The following is an 18,440-nucleotide window of genomic DNA, read 5'->3' as shown; positions in this document are numbered from 1 at the left end:
TATTGGAATCATGCCGAAAAGGAATAGTTATGGACGTTCGTGCCCTGCGTTACTTTACCGAAGTGGTACGCCAGCAGAGTTTCACCCGCGCGGCGCAAAAACTGTTCGTCACCCAGCCGACCATCAGCAAGATGCTACGCCAGCTGGAAGAAGAGCTGGGCTGTACCCTGATCCTGCGCGATGGCCGTCGCCTGCACCTGACCGACAGCGGCCAGGCGGTCTATCAGCGTGGCGTGGCGATTCTGCAGGAGTTCCATCAGCTTGAGGCGGAGATCGGCGACATTAACCAGCTGAAGACCGGTGAACTGCGGCTCGGTATTCCGCCAATGGTCGGCATGCAGATTGCCGGTTCGATCTCCGCCTTTCGCCGTCGTTATCCCGGCGTGAAGCTGAAAATCTCTGAGTTCGGCGGCCTGACCGTGCAGCAGGCGGTGCTGGCCGGCAGCCTTGATATCGCCCTGACGGCGCTGCCGGTCGATGCAGAACTGCCGTTGAATACTCTGCCGCTGATGCATCACCCGCTGTGCGTGCTGCTGCCGCGTCGGCCAGAGTGGCTGAGTCGCCGCCAGATTGGGCTGGCCGAACTGGCGCAGCATCCGTTGCTGATTTTTAATGAGGAGTTTTCGCTGAACCGACAGCTGATGCAGGCGTTTCAGCGTCAGAATCTGACGCCAACGGTAGCGGTTCGCAGCGGTCAGTGGGATTTTCTGGCGGCGATGGTGCAGGCGGAGATGGGGCTGGCGATCCTGCCGGAACCCATCTGTCAGCGACTGGATAAACAGTCACTGCTGTGGCTACCGCTGGAATCGGAGCTGAAGTGGAGTCTTGGGTTGATCTGGCGTGAAGGTAACTATCTGTCGCGCAGCGCCCAGGCGTGGATCGCCTGCTGCCGCGAACACTGGCCAGACCAGGCACCGCGCCTGTCGGTCTGAACCGGCGGCCCGCTGCACAGGCGGTGCAGCGGGCCGGCAGAGGCTTACTCTTCTTTTTCGATCAGTAATGCTTCAAGCAGGTCGAGATCGTGCAGCAGTTTCTGCATCGTCTCATTGGAGATCTGCTGGGTCGCGCGCAGATGGTAGACCTCGGCCCGTTCGGCACGCAGGCCGGTCAGGCGGAAGCGGCGCTCCAGGTTCTCCGCGAACAGCGCGTGCTCAAGGTCGTTTTTCCCTTCAGCGCGGCGGCGTAAGTTGCCGATCACCCGCAGACTCACCTCTTTCAGCAGTTCCGGATCGATGTTCTGGTCCGACTCTTTTTCCAGTCGCGCTTCCATCTTATGCAGGCTCTCAATCGCCACGCTGGCCATTACCGCGCGGGCATTTTGCAGCTCACGACGATGCGCACCTTTATCAATGGTATCAATACCGCGCAGCAGAATCGGCAGGATCACCACTCCGACCAGCAGTGAGAACAGGATCACCCCGGTGGCGATAAACACCAGCTCATAACGCGCCGGGAACGGATCACCGTTGCTGAGGAACAGCGGAATCGACAGCACACCGGCGAGGGTAATCGCCCCGCGGACGCCGGCAAAGGACGCGATAAGCAGTTCACGCAGCGAGTAGTTGGAGAACTCCAGCGGCTTCTTCTTCAGCAGGCGTTTGCTGAAGCGCTGCATGATAAACAGCCAGCCAAAACGCACCAGCATCAGCGCCAGATAGACCAGCCCGATATCAGCGAACAGCATCCACAGCTCGACGTTGGGATCGGCATTGGCCTGATCCACCGAGGTTTGCAGAATGTCGGGCAGCTGCAGGCCCAGCATCAGGAACACCATGCCGTTGAACACGAACTCCAGCATCTGCCAGACGCTATTGGCGCGCAGGCGCATCGCCAGCGGTGCCTGACGGATAATGCCGGAACGGGTGATGGTCATCCCCGCCGCGACGGCCGCCAGGATACCTGACACGCCGAGATGTTCCGCAATCAGGTAAGAGGCGAACGGCAGCAGCAGCAGCAACACGGTCTGGGTGGCCGGGTCGTCACCGCTCCAGCGGCTGAGAAGGCGCAGCGATTTACCGTACAGCCAGCAGACCGCTACACCGGCGATCAGACCGCCAATCGCCACTTTCAGGAATTCGACGCTGGCACCGCCCCAGGTAAATACCATGGTGCCCATCGCGACGGCGACCGCAAATTTCAGCGATACCAGACCTGACGCGTCGTTCATCAGGGCTTCGCCCTGCACTATCGACATGATTTTCTTTGGGATACGCCCTTCGCCGACAATGCCGGAGAGCGCCACGGCATCGGTCGGAGACAGCACCGCCGCCAGCGCAAAGGCCGGGATCAGCGGAATGCCGGGCACCATCCAGTAGATCAGATAGCCAATGCCGACCACGGTAATCAATACCAGCACCAGCGCTAAGCCAATAATCTCGCGGCCATGATGCAGGAACTCGCTGATGGGCGTTTTCCAGCCGTCAGCAAACAGCAGCGGCGGGATAAACAGCACCAGAAAAAGTTCCGGGTCAAAATCTACATGCAGACCAAAAGTGGGCCAGGCCAGCAGTGCGCCAGCGGCGATCTGCACCAGCGGCAACGGGATCTGAAAGGGCAAAATACGGGCAGCGACGCCAGAGAGCGACACCACCAGCGTCATGATGAGAATAGTAAAAAAGATTTCCATGCTTTCCTTAGGCGCGTCGTTATCTTTCAATCATTGTTGAGCGCTAAAGTGTAAAACAAACCGAAGCCTGAAGGGTCAGCTACGCGTGCGGCTGGCGGGAAAAAAGTGAAAAATACCGGACGCACTGCTGCACGCCCGGTTGAACAGTCAGATCGCCCAGCCGCCGGCGTAAAACGTCACCAGCGCCACGGCGATCAGCACCGTCCCGAGGTTCAGCTTGCGCCATTCGCCGGCAAAAATGCGGCCGACCACCAGTGAGGCAAAACCGATCATGATGCCGGTGACGATGTTGCAGGTCAGTACGATAATCACCGCGGTTAACAGGCCGGACATCGCGTCGACGAAATCATTAAAGTCGATTTTCGCCACGTTACTCAGCATCAGCAGACCGACATACATCAGCGCGGGTGCGGTAGCGTAAGCCGGTACCAGCCAGGCCAGCGGTGACATAAACAGGATCACCATAAACAGCAGGCCGACCACAATGGCGGTCAGGCCGGTTTTGCCGCCCGCCGCAGTACCGGCCGCTGACTCGATATACACCGCCGCAGGTGACGCGCCGACCAGGCCCGCAAACAGGCTGCTGACCGAATCGGTCGTCAGGGCGCGACCGCCATTGATAATCTGGCCCTGCTTATCCAGCAGATTGGCCTGCCCCGCCACCGCGCGAATGGTGCCGGTGGCGTCAAATACTGCGGTCATTACCAGTGCCAGCACGCTCGGCAGCACCACCGGCTGCAACGCGCCCATGATGTCGAGGCTGAACACCAGCGACTGACCGCTGGCGTCACGCAGGCTCGGCAGAGCAAACAATCCTTTGTAGCTCACCGCCGGATCGAAGATCAGCCCGAGCAGCGAAATGGCGATAATCGTCATCAGAATGCCGCCCGGTACCCGCCGTTTTTCCAGGCCAAAAATCGCCGCCAGTCCCAGCAGCGTCATGATCACCGGGAAAGTAGCAAACTGACCCAGCGCAACCGGCAAACCCGGTGCCGGGTTTTTTACCACCAGACCGACGCCATCCGCCGCGATCAGCAGCAGGAACAATCCAATTCCGACGCCGGTGCCATGCGCCACGCCCATTGGCAGGTTGCGCAGGATCCACGCCCGAATGCCGGTCACCGAGATCAGGGTAAACAGCAACCCCATCAGGAACACCGCGCCGAGCGCGACCGGTACGCTGATGTGCTGGCCCAGCACCAGGCTAAAGGCGGTAAAGGCGGTCAGCGAAATGGCGCAGCCAATCGCCATCGGCAGATTAGCCCACAGCCCCATCAGGATCGAGCCGAAACTGGCCACCAGGCAGGTGGCGACAAATACCGCGGTTGGCGGGAAACCGGCTTTACCGAGCATGCCTGGTACCACAATCACCGAATAGACCATCGCCAGAAAAGTAGTCAGTCCGGCCAGAATTTCCTGACGCACGCTGCTGCCGCGCGCCGAGATCGCGAACCAGGCGTCCAGTTTTCCACTGGCCGGGCGTGATTCAATTGACATAGTTGAGCCTCAAAGATTTTTTGTAGTGTGGATCGCTCTGCGACCGTCGCTGTCCCTGAAATAAGCGGGTAATCCGGCTGCGCTGATGGAGTAATTCCGCCAGGCAAACGTTTACCTTGCCGCAGATAGTTGGCAGTCAAAGGACCGCCAGATAAAAAGGCAAACGATTATCCGGCGTTTACCGGCACATTTTCAACTGGCGGAAGGACATTAATCAGCATAAAGATCAGGTGGTGACGGCCGTTTTCAGCCAGGCAGCGGCTGGCCGCATCGGCTGAGGCGTTGAAGTTACAGGCATTTTTAAACGCTGAACGGCTGGCAGCACCGCACGAAAAAAAAACGGAGTGCCAGCAGAGGGAGGATTAACCTGGCAGAGAGAGTTCACCGCCCTGATCGATAGCCCGCTGCCAGGCGGCGCGCTGCTGGACGGTTTGCAGCCACTTCTGACTGGCTGGCATCTGCTCCATCCCGACACGTTGCGCCAGGGCCAGCAGCGGAAAGCTCATCTGAATGTCGGCGATACTGAAGCGCTGACCGGCGAACCACGGATTAGCCGCCAGATGCTGCTCAATCATTTTCATATGCGGTTGCAGCTGTTTATCGAGCCAGGCCTTCTGCACCCCTTTGCCAAACGCCGCGCCAACCGGGCGCAGCAGCCAGGGCACCGGCGCTTTCCCCATCTGTCCGAAGATCAGCTTCATCACCAGCAGCGGCATCAGCGAACCCTCGGCGTAGTGCAGCCAGTAGCGCGACTGCAACAACGACTCTTCGTCACTGAGTTTCAGCCGGAACTCGTGGTCATATTTCTGTTCCAGATATTCGAGAATCGCCCCGGATTCCGCCACCACCCGGTTTTCATCGGTAATCACCGGTGATTTGCCCAGCGGATGCACTTTTTTCAGCGCGTCGGGCGCCAGCATGGTCGGCTCGCGTTGATAACGTTTGATCTGATACGGCACTTCCAGCTCTTCCAGCAGCCATAGCACCCGATGTGAACGTGACTGCTCAAGATGGTGAACGGTGATCATCATGATTCCCTGTGTGTTGACCTTCCACCAGTATAGACGTCACTCCGGGTCCGGATGGTTGCCGTCCTGTTCCGGGTCGAGCAGCACCGCTCCCGACCCTTGTTGACCGAGCCGATCGCCAGGATTGCGCAGCGGACAGTCGCGCATCGACAGACAGCCGCAGCCGATGCAGCCATCCAGGTCGTTGCGCAGCCGGGTCAGGGTTTCGATACGCTTATCCAGCTCTTCGCGCCAGTGCTGAGTCAGGGCGTCCCATTCTGGGGCAGACATCCGCTTATTGGCCGGAATATGCTCAAGGCTGTCGCTGACGGTCGCCAGCGGAATACCGATGCGTTGCGCAATTTTGATGATAGCCACGCGTCGCAGCACATCACGACTGTAACGCCGCTGATTACCGCCGTTACGGGTGCTGGATATCAGCCCTTTGGTTTCATAGAAGTGCAGCGCTGACACCGCGACACCGCTGCGGCGCGCCACTTCGCCCGGCGTTAATACCGGTTTGGGGTAGTTGCGATCTTTTTTCATCTGGCTCTTTACCTCAAGTTAACTTGAGGAATTATACTCGCATCCCATCAAAACGACTAAACTCCCATTACCGCTTATTAAGCACCAGAAGGATGAGGCCATGATGCAAGAAGAGATCATTCATTCCCTGACGCACTGGATTGACCAGAATCTGGACAAAAGTTTGTCCATTGATGAAGTGGCAGCAAAATCGGGTTATTCGAAATGGCACCTGCAGCGGATGTTCCGTACCGTCACCAAACAGACGCTTGGCGGCTATATCCGTGAACGCCGCCTGACGCTGGCAGCCGAAGCGCTGTCTCAGACCCAACGCCCGGTGTTTGATATCGCGATGCAGTACGGCTATGACTCGCAGCAGACTTTCTCGCGGGTGTTTCGCCGCCAGTTTTCGCAGACGCCTACCGCCTACCGTCACACCATGCGCCGTCAGGCGATTCAGCGCCCTCGCCTGCTTAGCTTCGGCTGCAATGACAGCATGGCCAGCTTTACCCAGCGCACCACCGGCGAGTGCTGCCCGGTCCGTTAACTGTCAGGACGCCCGTCTTCGGGCGTGCCTGATCGCCTCTCTGATTTGCCCTTCTCGCTGTTCATATCTGCAACAATTTCCTGCCATACCAGTGTCAAATTTTGTTCAAAATTTCAAATCGGGTGATATAATGTGAGCCAAGTCACACTATGAACCTGGGTTGACGGCGCTAAAGCACTTCCTGACACGCTTTTCCGCCGCCGGTGATGTCCGCAAACTGTCAGGAATACTTACTGATATTGAGGTCCGGCCGATGGCTACGTTAACCACCAGTCTTCTTGTTATGCGTTGGGAATTGTTGAGCGCCGTAATGATGTTTTTCGCCAGCACCCTGAAAACCAAACTGCGTCAGGATAGTCACCATGTGATGGCGTTCATGTGTGGCGGGATTGGTTTAGGCATGACTTGCTGGTTCGTCACCGGTCTGATGGGGATTACCCTGAGCATGGAAAACGTGCATAACTTCATGGAAATCTCTAAGCACGCCTTCATCGACGTGATGAGTCAGGCGCCTGCTGAATGGCCGATGCCCTGATCGAATGACACCCTGACACTATTGCGTTGATCGCCTGATTTTTGCCAATAAAAAACCCCGCTTAGCGGGGTTTTTTACATTGCTGTGTGTGCTTAAACTTTCTTCAACATGGCAGGGATATTAACATCCTGCACTGTGACGCCCGGTCTCTGCGTTCCGCGGCGGTCCTGAATCCACATATCTCCCATCATCTGGTTTAAACCGCGATCCAATCCGGTCACCAGGCCTGCACCCGGCGTGAAAGTGAGTTCACCGAAATAGATCTGTTCGTCATGGATATACCAATCGACCCGCACGTAATCGAAATCACTGGCCAGCTTTTTGCTCAGATCGAGCGCATGTTGCAGTGACGGCAGAATCGGCGAGACATCCAGACCGGTATCGCGAATCTTGTGAAACGCCTCATTGAGGTTATTCACGTAGAAGTTCATCGACAGCAGCGGCTGGCAGCGGTTGTAGATCACCTGCAGCACATATTCGAACTTGCCATCACGCTTGTTGAACATGTGGAACTTGTAATCGATCGGCGCACTTTTGCCATCACCGATGTATTTCTCCACCAGGATACGCGGCTTGATGTAGCGATAGTGGATCTCACGTGCTTCGTTAGCGAAGTCGGTCTTCAGCCAGCGGTAGCAGTCGTGAATAATCTGCTGTTTGCGCAGCGCGTCTGGCTCTTCCAGCAGAATCTCCACCATGTTGGAGGCGTGGTTCGGCTTAATCACCGTCCCTTTCCAGCACGGTAAGCTGTTCAGCGTGGTCGGGTCAGTGGTTTCGTGTACCAGCGGAATCAGGTATTCATTACCGATTTTTTCGGCAATAAATTCACGCACCGAATATTTGTCCGACAGGCGGCCATAGTTCTGGTAATCGCCATAGACAAATTTACGGTACAACACCTTTTCGTTGAACACTTTTGGCTGACGCAGATTGGGCAGCTTTCTGAACTTGTGGAAGTAGTAGATGCGGTCCTGGTACGCCCAGGGCATCTTCTTAATAAAGTACTGCACACTTCTTCTGAGTTCTTCTTTCAACTTGAGCATATCGGACCTCATTTGTAGGTTTTGTAGTTGAGTGAGGAAACTTGAATCTTTTGAATGACGCCGTTTTTAAAGAAGTAATTCATGACGGTCAGGGACAAAAGCTCTGAAAGGAAAACGCTCCACGCGGCTCCCATGATGCCGTGGCCCTGAATCAACCACCATGAGAGCGGCAAACTGATGACCATCAGACAAATGATTTTCTTCAGCAGATAGTTAAACCCTCCCTCCTTAACCATGTAGCGATAAGCTACTGTCCCCATTGCCGAAAAGCTGGTCGCTATCGACAGCAACGTTATGAGACTTCCTGACTGTGTAAATTCCGGACCATACAACGCGATAATGATCTGTTCGCCGAATAACGAAATGACCAGCAGCATCAGCAATGAAACACCCATAACGTAGCCATTGAGCCGCGCGGCCAGCTTGATCGCCACCTCGCCACGTTCTCTGAAGATTTCAGTGAAGCAGGAGGTAATCAGCGCCACCGGGATGAAAATCCACGAGGCGGAAATGGTATTGGCCGCGGCAAACAGCCCGAGATCGCGCGCCGGGGCGGTGCCTGCCAGGAACATCTGCGCCGCTTTAACCTGCACAGAAATAAAGATGCTGGAGATCGCCAGCGGCAGGCCGGCATACATCAGGTAGCGCAGATAGGCGGTGCGCTTTTCACGCGGCGGCATCTGATCCTGATGTTCCTGATAAAAGTTGTGCCGCTTGATCAGGTAAGGCACCAGCGTCACCGCCACAATCGACAGCGTCAGCCACAGCGGATTGAGACGCAGCCAGGCGACGGTGAAGCTGATAGCGAAACTCAGCAGCATGCCGACCGCATTGGCAATGGTGTTCAGACGCGAGGCAAGACGCGCATTGTTGTAAACGCTGAACGTATCCTGAGTGACAAAAACTGAGGCAACAAATGAGGCCAGTGCAAATGCCAGGAAGTTTTCCTGCATGTTGTACCAGACCCAGATTAAGACTGGCACCGAGGTGAGCAGTAATAGCACCATGCGCAGGGTTCGCGCGATGGTCATCAGGCGTAAGCCTTTCGACGCATTTTTACTGACACGCTTAAACAGAATGGTTTCGGTGCCAAAGATTGCCACGGTTTGCACCATTGCAAATAGTGAGGTTGAAAACGCCATTTGGCCAAACACCGTTGGGCCAAAGGATTTCGCCACGTAAGAAGTCACAAAGATGACGCCAAACACGGAGATGATCTTCTCAGACATCATCCAGGCGGCATTCGACATTACGCTCAATTTCATCGACTCTTCCTTAGTATTACTCAACTACAACCGCTTCGGTACAACATCCCTGTAACGAATTAATAAGCGCTCAGTGGGCCTGGCGAAAATGTAAGACTTCAAACCAAACTGGTCCGAAAATTGAGAATCAAATCATGATCCGGAGAATAACTTCAGGATAATTCTTATTATATTTGGCGCGAATCGGTTCGTCTGGAAACGATTTCAGGCTGAAAATAGTGCAATCTTCATGAGACATAACCGCTGAATTAATCAAGTCGGTTATGCTAAATATCCAACGTACGTAGAATTTTTTCGTATTTGGGATGCGATGAATTTATAACAAAAAACCGCCTCCAGGAAGGCGCGCCCCCCTGATCGGAATAAAATAAGATTTATCCCATGATGATATTTATTCTAAATATCTTAATTTAACCTTCGCAATTCAATACGCACACTTTAATACTGCATTAATAGAAACTTACAGTGCCAGGAATTATTAAAGTCATTCTCATCCATTAATCGATAAGAAAGGTAAGAGCATTTATGAGAAAGTCACGATACAGCGAAGATCAAATCACAAATGCCATTAAAGCTTCTGAATCGGGCGTAAAAGTCAGAGAGATATGCGAAGAGCTGGGTATCTCTGAAGCAACTTTCTACAGCTGGAAGAAGAAGTTTTCTGGGCTGTCTTCTGAAGAAGGCAGAAAAATCAAAGAGCTGGAGGAAAAACTACAGAATCTCACCCGTGAACTGCAAACCCTGAACTCGGATAAGGAGATGCTGCAAAGCGTCCTGAAGAACTTCTTTACCACGAATGAGAAACGTCAGGCCGTCGACTTCCTGCAGAGCACTTTCGACATCGGCACCCGTCGCAGCTGCCGTTTATTAGATATCAGCCGCAGTGTTTACCATTATCCGTCAGGCACAGAGAACCGTTAAACCCAATGCTACCGCGCTTTTTAGACTTAACGCTGAGATTTGTTCTTACCAGAAGAGATGAAGATCATTTAACAGGACAATTGCGGCACCCTTTTCCGCTCCATTTATAACTAATGAATGGCTTCACGGCTAAGCTTCTTTTTTTGCGGTAAAATTGATTCACAACAGCAAAAGTCTCGCATTCTACGCACCTTTCCCCTCTCCCAATCCCGTTTCGACGGGATTGGGATCTCTCATTTGTTCGGTAAGCTCGGCTAATCTTCGGAACTAATTACAGTCAGGTTCATTAAGCCGACTTAAACATCACGCAAAGAATACCCTCTCCCCCTTTAAGTTAATGATGGATCTAATCGCCATTTTTGCGGTTACGCTTTAATTGCTCAGTAGTGTTATCTGACAAAACTTTCCCCAGGATTAATCCAGGATAAATAGTTTATTGATGCTTATCACTAACGTGATGTGCCTACTCATTTTGCACCCTGAGTGCGCATCAATGATGCCAGACATTAACCTTTAAATAAAAACGCAGCGGCGGAATTCTCTTACTCTTTTATCAATGAATGAAGTTAATAGTGGTTTTTAGTCGCCGTTCTTCAGGTCCATAGGGCAATAACAGCAGGGGGTTAATCACATAATCGCCATTATCTGGCCGAAATTCGCCTCATTAATGGATGAATTTCAACCACCGCCCCGGCGTTATACAACAAAAAGGATCTGATTCTGACCCGCCCTGGCTGTTTTTTAGCCTGGGCTTGTCGTCAGCAGCGGAAAGATGACGCGGTCTGTCCGGACTGGTGGGAGCTATGAAATCGATTACGTAGTGAAAATGGGTGCAAAATCGTTCGAATCGGAATGCGACTTAATCTTAAAAAGCCGCACGGACCGCTGATCGCGCGACAGAACAAAGATTATCCGTTGGCAGCGTTACTCGTTGATCGCCACCACCAGCGGTTGCGGTTTTATCCGCATCGCCCACAGCACGCCCGCCATCAGAAAAATTATGCCGGCCACGGTCAGCAGCGGCGGCCAGCTTTGATGCCAGAGAAAAGTCCACAAAAGGCCAAAGAGGATTTCAAAAACGATCAATGGCCCCATCAATACGGTGGGTAAACGCTGGCTGGCGGCATTCCAGCACAGCGTCCCCAGCCAGGAGCAGAGCAGACCAATTGCCAGCATTAGCGGAATGAAGACCTGAGGATGCGGCCCAAACGGCAGCGTGAAGTCAGGCTGCTGCCAGGCGAGCTGAGCGCTGACCAGCGCATACAGCACCAGCGCCATCGGCAACGTGACCAGCCCCTGCGCTGTAGCCCAGGTAGAAGGCCGATGTTCAGGATGCGTGCGCAACCAGCGCGCGTTACGCAATGGATACCAGGTCCAGCACACCACGGCCAGCATCGCCAGCACAATCCCGGTGAGATACCGGCCAGGGTCCAGCGTGCTGCCATGGGCCTGCAACTCGGCAGCATTCACGCACACCAGCCCGGCCGCCATCAGTATCAAGGCAGGAAACAGCCGCCGCCACGGCAGGCGCCCTTCAAGGTGACCGTAACAGAGGTTCGCGGTGACGGCGATCACCACCGGCAGCGTACCGATAATCATGGTCGAGACCGGCGCACCAGTGCGCTGAATGGCATTGGCGAGAAAGGCGTAATAAAGAAGGTTGCCCACCAGCGAAAGCTTTACCGCTTCCCGCCAGTCAGCCACAACCAGCCGCTGCAATCGACGGCGGTCATGCCACGCCAGCGGCAGCGCAATCAGGCCAAAGGCGACATAGCGGCCAGCCGATTGCAACGCTCCGGGATAGTCCGGCACCAGCAACGGGCCAACAAAGATCAGTCCCCACATCAGACCTGCGGTTACAGCAAACAGTACGCCAGCGAGCATAATTTTTCCCTTAATCGTTTGTCTGGCGCAGTGTGGCGAAATGAGGCAGGAAAGGCTTGTAGCAGATTGCGATTCTCAGGCCTGGCGCACCTGTTTCTGATAGCGGACCGGAGTAATGCCGTACCGGTTGGCGAAGGCGCGGGTCAGGTGTGCCTGATCGGTCAGTCCCACCGCGGCCGCCACGCTGGCTGCACTCTCCCCCTGCGCCAGCCGCTGTTTGGCATCATACAGCCGAAAGGCCATCAGCATCTGATGCGGCGTCACATGATAATGCTGACGAAAGGCACGTAAAAAGTGCCAGGGCGATAACGCTGCCAGCGCCGCCAGCTCCTCAAGACGCACCGGTTGCGCCAGGTTTTCCCGCAGATAATCACGTACCTTATCGAAGCGATGCGCTGGCTGAAGCCGGGCGGACGACGCCATCCGCGCCAGCGGCCGAATCTGCAACAACAGTTCCGACAGCAATCCCTGACGTGCCAGCACCGAGTCCGCCTGCCACAGTGCCGCCAGGGTGCGCGACAGCGGCTGGGCCAGGCGGGAATCAGTCAGCAGCGCCTCATTAAACCACCAGCCGCGATCGCCGGTCAGCTCATCCATTAACTGTGGCTGGATATAGATCATCTGATAACGCCAGCCTTCGGCGCAGGCGGATTCCCCGGTATGCAGTTCATCCGGATTCATCATCACCAGCGAATCTTTGGGGGCGGTGTATTGGGTGCCGCGATAGCGAAAGCGCTGCGCGCCAGCTTCTATAGTGCCGATACCAAAGGCTTCATGCGTATGCGGTTCAAAGGCGTAGCGAGAGATGTGAGCCTGATACAGTTCCACACCGGGTAACTCAGACAGCTGCTGAAACTGCGCGCGATCTGTCTCGCAGGGAAAAATAGCCGGAACGCCCTCCACTTCACTCTCCTCATTTAACCGACAGATGGTTCAGCATGCCTGTGATGGGCGATAAAATGCAAAATATTGCTATCCATCTAGCGCGCCCCGGGCAACACTGCTTTTTTCCATCGCGACAGGATCAAGCATGGCACAGCGGGTGGTGTTGGTTATAGATATGCAAAATGGCGTGTTCGCTACGCCGCGTTTTGACAGGGAGGGACGAGTGGCACAGATAAATCGTCTGACTGAACGGGCCGATGTCACGGTGTTTATCCAGCACACCGAAGAGAGTCTGCCTGAAGGCAGTCATGCTTTTGCGCTGTTACCCGAGATCCACCAGCCTGCCGGCGCGCATTTTATCATTAAAACGGCCTGTGACAGCTTCTGGCAGACCGGCCTGGCTGCGTTGCTTCAGACGCTGGCGGTGAAGGAATTTGTGGTTTGCGGCTGTGCCACAGACTACTGCCTGGACACCACCATTAAAGTCGGTGCCAGTGCCGGCTATCGCATCACCGTGGCGGCGGATGCGCATACCACCGCCGATCGCCGCTGGGTGAGCGCGGAACAGCTGATAGGCCAGCATAATGAAGTGTGGTCGTCGCTGCTGATACCCGGCAACGTGCCGCGCGTGCTGAGTTGTGACGCAATCCTGACCGAATGGGCGTCCCGCGGCTGATCTGTATGTGCAGCCGCTATGACAGGCAATAAAAAGGCCCGGTATAAACCGGGCCTGTTCGCTATCAACGTCACGCTGTTACGCGGATCAGAACGGGATATCGTCGTCAAAATCCATTGGCGGTTCGTTGTTGTTGCTGGCAGGTGCGCTCTGAGGCTGCTGCTGCGGACGGGACTGCGCGCCACCGCTGAACTGATTATTGCTGCCCTGCGGCTGCTGTGGCTGGCCCCAACCGTTGTTGTTACCGCCGCCCTGCGCGCCGCCTGCTGATGCACCGGCGTTACCGCCCTGCTGACGGCCGCCCAGCATCTGCATGGTGCCGCCGACGTTAACCACCACTTCGGTGGTGTAACGCTCCTGGCCACCCTGATCCTGCCATTTACGGGTGCGCAGCTGGCCTTCGATATAGACCTGAGACCCTTTTTTCAGGTATTCACCCGCGACTTCAGCCAGTTTGCCAAACAGCACCACACGGTGCCACTCAGTGATCTCTTTGTTTTCACCGGTCTGCTTGTCGCGCCAGCTTTCCGACGTAGCCAGCGTAATGTTGGCAACAGCGCCACCATTTGGCATATAACGTACTTCCGGATCCTGACCCAGATTCCCGACAAGAATCACTTTGTTAACGCCACGACTGGCCATGTTGCTGTCTCCCGATGAGTTAATGCTGAAAGTCTAAACGATCAATTCTAACACGTCCTGCTGACTGTTTCCCACTTTAGAGCGGGGTTCCAATTTTAATCATCCGCCGCCAAAAGGCAAAGAGTACTGGATATTTATTCAGTCTATTTTTTGTGCCATAATGATGCGTTTATTCTGGCCGTGTCGGCAAGGCGCGGTGAGTGCTGCTAATCCGGGAAAGGTGAATGGATAAGATCGAAGTTCGTGGTGCCCGCACCCATAATTTGAAAAACATCAACCTGACCATCCCACGCGACAAACTCATTGTGGTTACCGGCCTGTCGGGCTCAGGTAAATCCTCACTGGCGTTTGATACGCTGTATGCGGAAGGTCAGCGCCGCTATGTGGAGTCGCTCTCTGCGTATGCGCGCCAGTTTCTTTCGCTGATGGAAAAACCGGACGTCGATCATATCGAAGGTTTGTCGCCCGCCATATCCATTGAGCAGAAATCAACCTCACATAACCCGCGATCTACGGTCGGTACCATCACCGAGATCCACGACTATCTGCGCCTGCTGTTTGCCCGCGTCGGTGAGCCGCGCTGTCCGGATCACGATGTGCCGCTGGCGGCGCAGACCGTCAGCCAGATGGTTGATCAGGTACTCTCTCAGCCGGAAGGCCGCCGCTTAATGCTGCTGGCTCCGGTGGTGAAAGATCGTAAAGGCGAGCACACCAAAACGCTGGAGAACCTGGCGACGCAGGGCTACATCCGTGCGCGTATCGACGGTGAAGTGTGCGATCTCTCCGATCCGCCCAAGCTTGAACTGCAGAAGAAGCACACCATTGAAGTGGTGATCGATCGTTTTAAGGTGCGTGCCGATCTGGCAACCCGGCTGGCCGAATCGTTTGAAACCACGCTGGATCTCTCTGGCGGCACGGCGATCGTGGCGGATATGGATGACAGCGCGGCTGAAGAGCTGCTGTTCTCTGCCAACTTTGCCTGCCCGATTTGTGGCTACAGCATGAGCGAGCTGGAACCGCGCCTGTTCTCGTTTAACAACCCGGCGGGCGCCTGTCCGACCTGTGACGGGCTGGGCGTGCAGCAATATTTCGACCCGGATCGGGTCGTGCAGAACCCGGAACTCTCGCTGGCGGGCGGTGCAATCCGCGGCTGGGATCGCCGTAACTTCTACTATTTCCAGATGCTGCGCTCACTGGCGGAACATCTCGATTTTGATATCGAAGCGTCGTTCGGCAGCCTGCCGGATAACGTGCAGAAAGTGATCCTGTACGGTTCCGGTAAAGAGACCATTGAGTTTAAGTACATCAACGATCGGGGTGACACTTCAGTGCGTCGCCATCCGTTTGAAGGCGTGCTGAACAACATGGAACGCCGTTACAAAGAGACCGAATCATCAGCGGTGCGTGAAGAGCTGGCGAAATTTATCAGCAACCGGGCCTGTGCCACCTGCGATGGGACGCGTCTGCGTCGTGAAGCGCGCCACGTCTTCGTGGAAAACACCACGCTGCCGACCATCTCGGAGATGAGTATCGGCCATGCGATGTCGTTCTTTGAAAACCTGAAGCTCAGCGGCCAGCGCGCCCAAATCGCGGAAAAAGTGCTGAAAGAGATCAGCGATCGCCTGAGCTTCCTGGTGAACGTCGGCCTGAACTACCTGTCGATGTCCCGTTCGGCTGAAACACTTTCCGGCGGTGAAGCGCAGCGTATCCGTCTGGCCAGCCAGATCGGTGCAGGCCTGGTGGGCGTGATGTACGTGCTGGATGAGCCTTCTATTGGTCTGCACCAGCGCGATAACGAGCGCCTGCTCGGCACCCTGATTCACCTGCGCGATCTCGGTAACACGGTGATTGTGGTTGAGCACGATGAAGATGCGATTCGGGCGGCTGACCACGTGATCGATATCGGTCCCGGCGCGGGCGTACATGGCGGCCAGGTGGTGGCCGAAGGCACCGTGGATGAGATCATGGCGCAGGAAGCGTCACTGACCGGCCAGTTCCTCAGCGGCAAACGCGAAATTGCCGTGCCGCCGCAGCGGGTTAAAGGCGATCCGGCCAAAGTGCTGAAGGTGACGGGCGCACGCGGCAACAACCTCAAGGATGTGACGCTGACGCTGCCGGTCGGTCTGTTTACCTGCATCACCGGCGTATCGGGTTCAGGTAAATCGACGCTAATCAACGATACCCTGTTCCCGATTGCCCAGCGTGCGCTCAACGGCGCCACCATCGCGGAACCGGCGGCCTATCGCGAGGTCACCGGCCTCGAGCATTTCGATAAGGTCATCGACATCGACCAGAGTCCGATTGGCCGGACACCGCGCTCTAACCCGGCCACCTACACCGGCATCTTCACGCCGGTGCGTGAACTGTTTGCCGGCGTGCCGGAAGCGCGCTCGCGTGGATACAACCCGGGCCGCTTCAGTTTCAACGTGCGTGGCGGACGCTGCGAAGCCTGTCAGGGCGATGGCGTACTGAAAGTCGAAATGCACTTTTTGCCGGACATTTATGTGCCGTGCGATCAGTGCAAAGGCAAACGCTATAACCGCGAAACGCTGGAAGTGAAGTACAAGGGCAAGAGCATCCACGAAGTGCTGGAAATGACCATTGAGGAAGCGCGTGAGTTCTTCGATGTGGTACCGGCACTGGCGCGTAAGTTGCAGACGCTGATCGATGTGGGTCTCTCTTATATCCGCCTCGGCCAGTCCGCGACCACCCTTTCCGGTGGTGAAGCGCAGCGCGTTAAGCTGGCGCGTGAGCTGTCGAAACGCGGCACCGGTCAGACGCTCTATATTCTTGATGAGCCAACGACCGGCTTGCACTTTGCCGATATCCAGCAGCTGCTGGAAGTGCTGCATCAGCTGCGCGACCAGGGCAATACCATCGTGGTGATTGAGCACAATCTCGACGTGATTAAGACGGCCGACTGGATTGTCGATCTCGGTCCGGAAGGCGGCAGCGGCGGCGGTGAAATTCTGGTGGCCGGCACGCCAGAAACCGTGGCGGAGTGTGAAAAATCACACACCGCACGCTTCCTTAAGCCGTTGCTGAACAAGTAATCTGTCAGGCCCGCCTCGTGCGGGCCTTTTTTTTACCGGCTGCTCATTCAGCCAGAGAAATGCAGAATCAGGCAAGATTCAGACATCTATAGGCATATACGCTTTTCGCTACGCTGACTATCCTTAAGCGGTTCCTCTTTGGCACGCCCTGCGCGTCGCCCTGTTTTCGCTGCAGCACACTGCTGCCGCACTTCACCGAACAACACGCACGACACATCGAAACTGGAGACACCATGAATATTACGCATGCGTATGCTGCTCAGGATGCTAAATCCAAACTGGCACCGTTCGATTATCAGCCGCGTGAGCTTCGTGCTCATGACGTACAGCTTGAGGTCCTGTTCTGTGGCGTCTGCCACTCAGACCTGCATCAGGCACGTAATGAGTGGAAGAACACCATTTTCCCGGTGGTGCCAGGCCATGAAATCGTGGGTCGCGTCACCGCTGTGGGTCCACAAACTCAGAAGTACAAAGTGGGCGACCTGGTCGGCGTCGGCTGTATGGTCGACTCCTGCCGCAGCTGTCCAAGCTGTCAGGAAGGGTTAGAGCAGTATTGTGAAAATGGCTTCGTCGGCACCTATAACGGTGAAGATCGCGAAACCGGCGCCATTACCTATGGCGGTTACTCAACGGCGATGGTGGTGGATGAGAGCTTTGTGCTGCGCATCCCTGAAAACCTGGAACTGGCTGGCGTTGCGCCGCTGCTGTGTGCCGGTATCACCACTTACTCACCGCTGCGTCACTGGAATGTCGGTCCCGGCAAAAAAGTAGGCATCGTGGGATTGGGCGGTCTCGGCCATATGGGCGTCAAAATTGCTCATGCGATGGGCGCGCATGTGGTGCTGTTCACCACCTCGCCGTCTAAAATTGAAGACGGTAAACGCCTGGGCGCAGATGAAGTGGTGATTTCGAAAGATCCGGAGCAGATGGCACAGCACGCCAACAGCTTCGACTTCATTCTGAATACCGTGGCGGCACAACACGATCTCAACCCGTTCATTACCCTGCTGAAGCGCGATGGCAACATGACGCTGGTCGGCGCACCGGAGCACGATCACCCTGCTCCGCAGGTATTTAACCTGATCTTCAAGCGTCGCAGCATCGCCGGTTCACTGATTGGCGGCATTGCCGAAACGCAGGAGATGCTCGATTTCTGTGGTGAGCACGGCATCACCTCAGATATCGAACTGATTGCGATGGATCAGATCAACGAAGCCTACGAACGTATGCTGAAAAGTGATGTGAAATATCGTTTCGTAATTGATATCAACACCTTGCGCAATCAGTCCGCCGCATAATCGCTGCACATTGTCACCCTCTTCCAGCCGGAAGAG

The 18,440-nt window shown here is 55.4% G+C and carries 16 protein-coding genes; 7 read left to right on the top strand and 9 right to left on the bottom strand.

Translation table 11 applies throughout. From position 1 onward, the window contains the following. The first annotated feature begins 29 nt into the window (after nucleotides 1-29). Nucleotides 30-932, top strand: a complete 903-nt coding sequence (locus AC6I8D_RS01440; protein WP_312760386.1) for a LysR family transcriptional regulator — start codon at nucleotides 30-32, stop codon at nucleotides 930-932. A 44-nt stretch (nucleotides 933-976) separates the two neighbouring features. Here AC6I8D_RS01440 and AC6I8D_RS01435 read toward each other — a convergent pair whose 3' ends face one another. From AC6I8D_RS01435 to soxR, 4 genes are all read right to left on the bottom strand, one after another. Beyond that, a complete protein-coding gene (locus tag AC6I8D_RS01435; protein WP_312056335.1) occupies nucleotides 977-2,626 on the bottom strand; it encodes a Na+/H+ antiporter in 1,650 nt (549 codons plus the stop codon). Between the two features lie 147 nt (nucleotides 2,627-2,773). Next, the gene (locus AC6I8D_RS01430) at nucleotides 2,774-4,123 is read right to left on the bottom strand and encodes an NCS2 family permease (protein WP_312760388.1); all 1,350 of its coding nucleotides are present in this window, start codon (nucleotides 4,121-4,123) and stop codon (nucleotides 2,774-2,776) included. A gap of 362 nt (nucleotides 4,124-4,485) precedes the next feature. Next, nucleotides 4,486-5,151 (bottom strand): glutathione S-transferase family protein, encoded by a 666-nt coding sequence (locus AC6I8D_RS01425; RefSeq protein ID WP_312056371.1) that lies wholly within the window; start codon nucleotides 5,149-5,151, stop codon nucleotides 4,486-4,488. A gap of 39 nt (nucleotides 5,152-5,190) precedes the next feature. Beyond that, nucleotides 5,191-5,676 (bottom strand): redox-sensitive transcriptional activator SoxR, encoded by a 486-nt coding sequence (soxR, locus tag AC6I8D_RS01420; RefSeq protein WP_312056333.1) that lies wholly within the window; start codon nucleotides 5,674-5,676, stop codon nucleotides 5,191-5,193. 100 nt (nucleotides 5,677-5,776) lie between these two features. Between soxR and soxS the strand changes: the two genes are divergently transcribed. Continuing rightward, nucleotides 5,777-6,202: a superoxide response transcriptional regulator SoxS gene (gene soxS, locus AC6I8D_RS01415; protein WP_031375503.1), complete on the top strand. Its 426-nt coding sequence runs from the start codon at nucleotides 5,777-5,779 to the stop codon at nucleotides 6,200-6,202. A gap of 253 nt (nucleotides 6,203-6,455) precedes the next feature. Further along, nucleotides 6,456-6,737 (top strand): YjcB family protein, encoded by a 282-nt coding sequence (locus AC6I8D_RS01410; protein WP_046288557.1) that lies wholly within the window; start codon nucleotides 6,456-6,458, stop codon nucleotides 6,735-6,737. A 92-nt stretch (nucleotides 6,738-6,829) separates the two neighbouring features. Here AC6I8D_RS01410 and AC6I8D_RS01405 read toward each other — a convergent pair whose 3' ends face one another. Further along, complete coding sequence (locus tag AC6I8D_RS01405) at nucleotides 6,830-7,780, bottom strand: ATP-grasp fold amidoligase family protein (protein WP_094122158.1); 951 nt, start codon at nucleotides 7,778-7,780, stop codon at nucleotides 6,830-6,832. Between the two features lie 8 nt (nucleotides 7,781-7,788). Then, nucleotides 7,789-9,045 (bottom strand): oligosaccharide flippase family protein, encoded by a 1,257-nt coding sequence (locus AC6I8D_RS01400; protein ID WP_312056332.1) that lies wholly within the window; start codon nucleotides 9,043-9,045, stop codon nucleotides 7,789-7,791. Between the two features lie 525 nt (nucleotides 9,046-9,570). On the opposite strand from AC6I8D_RS01400, the gene AC6I8D_RS01395 reads away from it, so the two are divergent. Beyond that, complete coding sequence (locus AC6I8D_RS01395) at nucleotides 9,571-9,966, top strand: transposase (protein WP_031375507.1); 396 nt, start codon at nucleotides 9,571-9,573, stop codon at nucleotides 9,964-9,966. A gap of 924 nt (nucleotides 9,967-10,890) precedes the next feature. Here the strand turns inward: AC6I8D_RS01395 and AC6I8D_RS01390 are convergent. Then, nucleotides 10,891-11,850, bottom strand: coding sequence for a DMT family transporter (locus tag AC6I8D_RS01390; protein ID WP_312056331.1), 960 nt, complete (start codon nucleotides 11,848-11,850; stop codon nucleotides 10,891-10,893). 75 nt (nucleotides 11,851-11,925) lie between these two features. Further along, nucleotides 11,926-12,753 (bottom strand): AraC family transcriptional regulator, encoded by an 828-nt coding sequence (locus AC6I8D_RS01385; protein ID WP_031375509.1) that lies wholly within the window; start codon nucleotides 12,751-12,753, stop codon nucleotides 11,926-11,928. A 127-nt stretch (nucleotides 12,754-12,880) separates the two neighbouring features. Here AC6I8D_RS01385 and AC6I8D_RS01380 point away from each other — a divergent pair, with 127 nt between their 5' ends. After that, on the top strand, nucleotides 12,881-13,411 hold the full coding sequence (locus AC6I8D_RS01380) for an isochorismatase family protein (protein WP_312056328.1): 531 nt from the start codon (nucleotides 12,881-12,883) through the stop codon (nucleotides 13,409-13,411). Between the two features lie 87 nt (nucleotides 13,412-13,498). Here AC6I8D_RS01380 and ssb1 read toward each other — a convergent pair whose 3' ends face one another. After that, nucleotides 13,499-14,053 carry a single-stranded DNA-binding protein SSB1 gene (gene ssb1 / locus AC6I8D_RS01375; protein WP_031375511.1) on the bottom strand — a complete coding sequence of 185 codons (555 nt, stop codon included), beginning with the start codon at nucleotides 14,051-14,053 and terminating at the stop codon, nucleotides 13,499-13,501. A 224-nt stretch (nucleotides 14,054-14,277) separates the two neighbouring features. On the opposite strand from ssb1, the gene uvrA reads away from it, so the two are divergent. Beyond that, nucleotides 14,278-17,106 carry an excinuclease ABC subunit UvrA gene (gene uvrA, locus AC6I8D_RS01370; protein WP_312056327.1) on the top strand — a complete coding sequence of 943 codons (2,829 nt, stop codon included), beginning with the start codon at nucleotides 14,278-14,280 and terminating at the stop codon, nucleotides 17,104-17,106. Nucleotides 17,107-17,339: 233 nt separating this feature from the next. Beyond that, a complete protein-coding gene (locus AC6I8D_RS01365; protein WP_031375512.1) occupies nucleotides 17,340-18,404 on the top strand; it encodes an NAD(P)-dependent alcohol dehydrogenase in 1,065 nt (354 codons plus the stop codon). Nucleotides 18,405-18,440: the final 36 nt, after the last annotated feature.

Source organism: Pantoea sp. X-Soil-MYKO-1785, assembly GCF_059730675.1.
The sequence above is the reverse complement of the archived record's forward strand: the minus strand, read 5'-3'. Positions and strand labels throughout refer to the sequence as shown.